Source organism: Streptomyces nanshensis, assembly GCF_001751255.1.
In the GTDB taxonomy this organism is placed as follows: Bacteria; Actinomycetota; Actinomycetes; order Streptomycetales; family Streptomycetaceae; genus Streptomyces; species Streptomyces nanshensis_A.
Genome location: NZ_LJGW01000026.1, coordinates 1 through 5,951, shown reverse-complemented (window position 1 = coordinate 5,951; position 5,951 = coordinate 1). Strand labels below are relative to the sequence as shown.

The following is a 5,951-nucleotide window of genomic DNA, read 5'->3' as shown; positions in this document are numbered from 1 at the left end:
CGGTGCCCCGGCCTGGTTCCAGCCCTGTACGGGGCGCTGCGGCCCGCGTACCGGCGGCCCCGACGCCGTCCCCGGGTCCACGGGGCTCTGCGGTCCCTGCCAGTGCGCGGAGGTGCCCGACTGCCCGCCGCCGTACGGGACTTGGTGCCCCTCGTCCCGCCCGTGCCGGCGCCCGGCGGGAGCGGACGGGCCCCCCGGGCCCTCCTGCTGCGCCGCGTCCGGTTCCCGGTGCGGACGGAACCAGGGCGAGACCTCCTCCTGACCGCCCGGCTGCCAGCCCTGCGCCTGCGGCGACTGCTGCGGTGCCTGCTGTGCGTGCCGGTCGTACGCACCCGCACCCGCATCCGCGCCGTGGTCCTGCGAGCCGTACCCCTGGGACCCGTACTCCTGCGCACCGCCGTATCCCGGCGCCGCGTAGCCCTGGGAGCCGTACCCCTGGGATGCGTAGCCCTGGGACCCGTAACCCTGCGCGCCATAGCCCTGCGGCGCGGCCTGCCGGCGCCCTCCGCCGTACTCCTGCTCCTGCCGCCGCTGCCCCGGCCGCTGTCCGGGCAGCGGATCGCTCAGCGGGTCGTCGAGCGCGTCGACCGCCCGCTGGAAGTCCGCACCCTGTCCGGTGCCCCAACTCCCGCGTGCGGCACCGGGACTGTACGGATCGCCCTCGTCCCGCTCGCCGTACGGATCGCCGTACGCGTCCTGGTACGGATCCCCGTACGGACCGTAGGCGTTCTCCCCCTCGGGGGGCATCCCCGTCACCTGCCCCCCGCGGCCGTGCCCCCGGCGGCGGCGACGGCGCGCACCCCGGAGAGCCCGGCGGCGCGCTCGACGGCGCCCGTGTCGCCGCAGTCGGCGAGCCAGTTGGCGAGCATCAGATGACCCCACTCCGTCAGCACGGACTCCGGGTGGAACTGCACGCCCTCGACGGGCAGTTCGCGGTGGCGCAGCCCCATGACGAGACCGCCGCCGGTACGCGCCGTCACCTCCAGCTCGTCCGGCATCTCGGCGCCGTCCACACCGAGCGAGTGGTAGCGCGTGGCCGTGAACGGCGAGGGCAGGCCCGCGAAGACGCCCGCGCCCTCGTGCGAGACCTCGGAGGTCTTGCCGTGCAGCAGCTCGGGCGCACGGCCCACGACGCCGCCGTAGGCGACGGCCATCGACTGCATGCCGAGGCAGACGCCGAAGACCGGCACCCCGCCCGCCGCGCAGTGCCGCACCATCTCCACGCAGACACCGGCCTGTTCGGGCGTGCCGGGCCCGGGAGAGAGGAGCACTCCGTCGAACCCCTCGTCCGCGTGCCGCAGTTCGGTCTCGTCGTTCCGTACGACCTCGCACTCGGCGCCCAACTGGTACAGGTACTGCACCAGGTTGAAGACGAAGCTGTCGTAGTTGTCGACGACGAGGATGCGGGCGGCGCCCATCAGCTCCCACCGCCGTCGACGGTCACGTCGTTGAACGGCAGCAGCGGCTCCGCCCAGGGGAAGACGTACTGAAAGAGGAGAAACACGACGCCGAGCGCGAGCACCAGCGCGCACAGCGCCCGCACGAATGTGTTGCCGGGCAGATGCCGCCAGATCCAGCCGTACATCCCTGCGTGCCGTCCCTTCCGTGCCATCCGTGCGCGCCTCGCGGGCGCGCCCTCCAGAGTACGGGGCAGCGGGAGGCGGAAGTGGCCCAGTCGGCCAAGTACGCCCGCTGTGCGGACCCCGTCACCCGGTCGGGTTCGCGTAGTGCAGATCGACGGTGCCCGAATAACCGGGCAGGCTCACGGACTTGCGTTCGTCGACCTTCCAGCCGAGGTCGTACGCGTCCACGTACTGAAGGTAGTTCTGGATCGCGGACGAGCTGTCCAGTGCCTTCTGCAGCGCCTTGCGGTCGCCGACCGCCGTCACCTTGTACGGGGGCGAGTAGACGCGGCCCTGGAGGATCAGGGTGTTGCCGACGCAGCGCACGGCGCTGGTGGAGATCAGCCGCTGGTCCATGATCTTGATGCCCTCGGCGCCGCCCTTCCAGAGCGCGTTGACGACGGCCTGGAGGTCCTGCTGGTGGATGACGAGGTCGTTGGCCTGCGGCTCGGGGACTCCGGGGACTTGGGCGGTGGCGTTGGGCGGTGCGTCGTCGAGGGTGACGGTGAGGCCCGCACCCGAGACCTTCTTGGTGCCGGCGTCCTTCTCCAGGCCCGACAGCTTCCGGTTCTCCGCGCTGCTGCTGCCGCTGTCGCGCTTGGCGAGACGGTCGACCTGGGCGCGCACCGCGGCGGCGGAGGAGTCGAGTTCGGCGTTCTTCCGGCTGCGTTCCTGGATGAGATCGGACAGCCGGAGCATGGAGGAGTCCGTCCGCAGATCGGTACCATGTGCGGTGTTGAAACTGATCCAGAAGATGAGGCCTGCCAGGGCGAAGACCCCCAGGGTGGCCAGCCGTGCGGGACGGATTCGGAATCCGGTCACTACCCTCGTCTCCCTCCACCGCGGGGAAGCACTACGCTAACGGACCACCACAGCGTCACATCCCCCTCGGTGTCCGATCCGGGGGGCCCTCGCGGTCAGGGAAGCCGTCGACAGGAGAGACTCTCGTGCCGAAGTCACGGATCCGCAAAAAGGAAGACTTCACCCCGCCCCCGGAGAAGAAGGCGACCGAGATCAACCTCGGGGCCACCGGCGGCAGGTGGGTCGCGCCGCTGATGCTCGCGATGTTCCTCATCGGTCTCGCGTGGATCGTGCTGTTCTACGTGACCCAGAGCAAGCTCCCGCTGGAGTCGCTGGGAAGCTGGAACATCGTGGTCGGATTCGGCTTCATCGCGGCGGGCTTCGTCGTCTCCACGCAGTGGAAGTAGGCGTCTTCGCCGGGGCCGCGGACCGGCGCGGAGACGCGCTCGCGAGCTGCCGCGGCAAAGTTATCCACAGCCTGATCCACAGGGCTGGATAACTTTCACAAGATCTGTGGATAACCCTGCGTGAGTTGACGCCCGTCGTACCGGTACGTTCTCCAGCCCGGTTGCGGTCACCCCTGCTGTCCAGCGAAAACGTACCTGTGAACGAGTCGGGACCGTGCTTGCGCACACCATGCACAAGATCCGGGACCCGCTGTGGACAACAGCGCGAAATCCCCGGTCAGAGCGGGTAGAACGAGCGGGCGCGGGGCGCGGGAGACGGCCCGGCGCCGGGCCGGGCGGGGTGCGGTCTCAGGACGTGAGCTGGAGCGTCCGTACGACACACATCGCGACCACGATCACGAACATCGCCGCGCACGCGCCGTACTGGACGAGCCTGCGGTGCTCCCGCGGCGCGTGCACCATCGCGTACGCGATCAGGGCGCCGGTGACCAGACCGCCGATGTGCGCCTGCCACGAGATGCCCTGCCAGGTGAAGGTGAAGACGAGGTTGATCCCGAGCAGGATCAGGATCGGCCGCATGTCGTAGTTGAGGCGGCGCATCAGCACGGCCGTCGCACCGAACAGCCCGAAGATCGCGCCCGAGGCACCGAGCGACGCCTGCCCCGGCGCGGAGACGAGGAACGTCAGGGCGCTGCCGCCCAGTCCCGAGAGCAGATAGAGCGCGGTGTAGCGCAGCCGTCCGAGAGCGGCCTCCAGCGGCGGGCCGAGGAACCACAGGCCCAGCATGTTCATCGCGACGTGCCAGACCTCCTGGTGGAGGAACATCGAGGTCAGCAGCCTGTACCACTGTCCCGCGGCGACGCCCTCGACCGGGCCGTAGGGCTGGGCGACCGCCTGTCCGAACAGCAGCAGGGAGTTCACGAGCCGGTCGCCCGCGACCAGGACGGCGATGAAGACCGCGACGTTGAGGCCGAGAAGGATCTTGGTGATCAGCCGCCGGTCGGCGGCGATGACTCCGCCCGCCAGCGTGCGCGGCATGCTCGCCGACGGCGCGTGGCCGGTGCCGGACCCCGTCCGTACGCACTCGGGGCACTGGAATCCGACGGCCGCCGGAACCATGCACTCGGGACATATCGGGCGATCGCAGCGGGCGCAGCTGATACCGGTCTCCCGGTCCGGATGCCGGTAGCAGTACGTCACGCGCGGTTCCGTGCGGTGCTGTTCCTCCACGCCCGTCCCTCCCCCTCTTTCTTCCGTCTCTCGTGCGGGCTCCGGGAAACGTTCCGCCCCGCCTGTCTCCTTGTTTCTACGGACGGGCGGGGCGGAACGGTTCCCGCTGCTGCCCCCGGGCGGCCGGCTCGGCGGCGCCCGGTGTGCGGCGGCTGCGTCAGCGGCGCTCGATCGTGACCGACTCCAGGACGACGTCCTGTACGGGCCGGTCCGTGCGCGGGTTGGTCTGGATGCCCGCGACGGCGTCCACGACCTTCTGCGACGCCGCGTCCGTGACCTCGCCGAAGATCGTGTGCTTGCCGGTCAGCCACGCGGTGGCGCCGACGGTGATGAAGAACTGCGAACCGTTCGTGCCCGGCCCGGCGTTGGCCATGGCGAGCAGATACGGCTTGGTGAAGGCGAGGTCGGGGTGGATCTCGTCCCCGAACTCGTATCCGGGGCCGCCCGTGCCGTTGCCGAGCGGGTCACCGCCCTGGATCATGAAACCGCTGATGACGCGGTGGAAGACGGTGCCGTCGTAGAGCTTGGCGGTCGTCTTCTCGCCCGTCTCCGGGTGGGTCCACTCACGCGAGCCCTCGGCGAGCTCGACGAAGTTCTTGACCGTCTTCGGCGCGTGGTTCGGGAAGAGCTGAACCTCGATGTCGCCGTGATTGGTCTTCAGGGTGGCGTAGAGCTGCTCGGCCACGATCTACCTTCCATCTGTCTGCGTTGACCCGTCCGATCCTCCCACGGACCGTCCGCCCGGGAGCACGCGCCGCTGACCCGGATGCCCGCGCGCAGGGGCTTGAGTGGGCGCTGCCAGGCATGATCTTCGAAACGGGTGGAAAACGACACTGTGTCCGGGGGAGGACCATCAGCCCGTGACACGCCACCGAGGAGGAGGTACCCGTGACCCGCATGGACAGCGTGCGCGCCGCGACCGGGAGCACCAAGGACAGCGTGCGGCACGCAGCGGAGACCATGGCACCCTACGCAGAGAGTGCCAGGGACGCCGCAGTGCAGTACGCGCACGAGGCGGGAGCGCGGCTGGGGCCGAAGGTCTCGCATGCCGCGCGGCAGGCCCGTACCTCGGCTCGTGACGGATACGACCAGCTCGTCGTGCCCGGTATCGCCAAGGCGCGCAAGAAGCTGCCGCCCGAGTTCGACAAGGCGGCGACCAAGGCCGCGAAGCGCACCCGCAAGGCCGCGCGCAAGGCCACCGACTACGCCGCACCGCGCATCGAGAGCGCGGTCGAGGACGCCCGCATCGCCTCGGGGCCGGTACGGGAGGAAGCCGCCTCGCGCGGCGCCGCCGCCTTCGCCGCCCTGCGCGGTCAAGTGACGGCCAAGGAGATCGAGAAGATCCTGCGCAAGCGGGACAAGCGAGCGCGCAGGGGCCGGCTGGCGAAGCGGCTCGGGGTGCTGGGTCTGCTGGCGGGCGGTGCGTACGCCGCCTGGCGCTGGTGGGACAAGCAGGCCAACCCGGACTGGCTCGTCGAGCCGCCGGAGGCCACGGAGGTCGGCGAGCGCGCTTCGCTGTCGTCGGTCGGCGGCTCCGCCGCGGCCGAACGGCGCGCGGGCGACGGGCAGCTCGACCCCGAGGTCGAGGCGAAGAGCAAGGAAGCCGAGGAGGCCGACGCGAAGGCGAAGGCGAAGAGGCGCGCCGANTCTGACAAAGGGCGTCGTGCGCAGTCTGGCGTGGGCGGCGGTGTCTGGTGCGTGCGGTCGCAAGGCGGAGGAGGAGAGCGCAGCGGGCTGCGCCGACGATCGACAACGCAACGAACGTGCGTGCCAGGCGCCGCCGCCCAGACGAGATTTGTCAGACAGACCCTAGGCGCGTCAGACGCGGAGTCACGGCCGGGCGGCTGCCCGGCTGAGCGCGGCTGTGGGCCGGCGGGCGGACGGATCGCCC

General features: G+C 70.7%; 7 protein-coding genes and 1 pseudogene. 2 read left to right on the top strand and 6 right to left on the bottom strand.

The genetic code is table 11. From position 1 onward, the window contains the following. The 4 genes and pseudogenes from AN218_RS01115 to AN218_RS01105 all read right to left on the bottom strand — a co-directional run. A pseudogene (locus AN218_RS01115) lies at nucleotides 1-747 on the bottom strand (hypothetical protein); the annotation flags it as partial. A 5-nt stretch (nucleotides 748-752) separates the two neighbouring features. Then, on the bottom strand, nucleotides 753-1,418 hold the full coding sequence (locus AN218_RS01110) for an aminodeoxychorismate/anthranilate synthase component II (protein WP_070014544.1): 666 nt from the start codon (nucleotides 1,416-1,418) through the stop codon (nucleotides 753-755). Beyond that, nucleotides 1,418-1,612: a hypothetical protein gene (locus AN218_RS35905; protein ID WP_141747388.1), complete on the bottom strand. Its 195-nt coding sequence runs from the start codon at nucleotides 1,610-1,612 to the stop codon at nucleotides 1,418-1,420. Before AN218_RS35905 ends, AN218_RS01110 begins: the two co-directional genes overlap by 1 nt. Before the next feature lie 94 nt (nucleotides 1,613-1,706). Beyond that, nucleotides 1,707-2,444 (bottom strand): DUF881 domain-containing protein, encoded by a 738-nt coding sequence (locus AN218_RS01105; RefSeq protein ID WP_070014543.1) that lies wholly within the window; start codon nucleotides 2,442-2,444, stop codon nucleotides 1,707-1,709. Between the two features lie 125 nt (nucleotides 2,445-2,569). Between AN218_RS01105 and crgA the strand changes: the two genes are divergently transcribed. Continuing rightward, the gene (gene crgA / locus AN218_RS01100; RefSeq protein WP_070014542.1) at nucleotides 2,570-2,830 is read left to right on the top strand and encodes a cell division protein CrgA; all 261 of its coding nucleotides are present in this window, start codon (nucleotides 2,570-2,572) and stop codon (nucleotides 2,828-2,830) included. 348 nt (nucleotides 2,831-3,178) lie between these two features. On the opposite strand, the gene AN218_RS01095 is transcribed toward crgA, so the two are convergent. Further along, nucleotides 3,179-4,060: a rhomboid family intramembrane serine protease gene (locus tag AN218_RS01095; protein WP_070014541.1), complete on the bottom strand. Its 882-nt coding sequence runs from the start codon at nucleotides 4,058-4,060 to the stop codon at nucleotides 3,179-3,181. 157 nt (nucleotides 4,061-4,217) lie between these two features. Beyond that, nucleotides 4,218-4,745: a peptidylprolyl isomerase gene (locus tag AN218_RS01090; RefSeq protein ID WP_070014540.1), complete on the bottom strand. Its 528-nt coding sequence runs from the start codon at nucleotides 4,743-4,745 to the stop codon at nucleotides 4,218-4,220. A 212-nt stretch (nucleotides 4,746-4,957) separates the two neighbouring features. Between AN218_RS01090 and AN218_RS01085 the strand changes: the two genes are divergently transcribed. Next, the coding region (locus AN218_RS01085; protein ID WP_338059586.1) for a DUF5324 family protein at nucleotides 4,958-5,951 on the top strand (994 nt) is incomplete at its 3' end.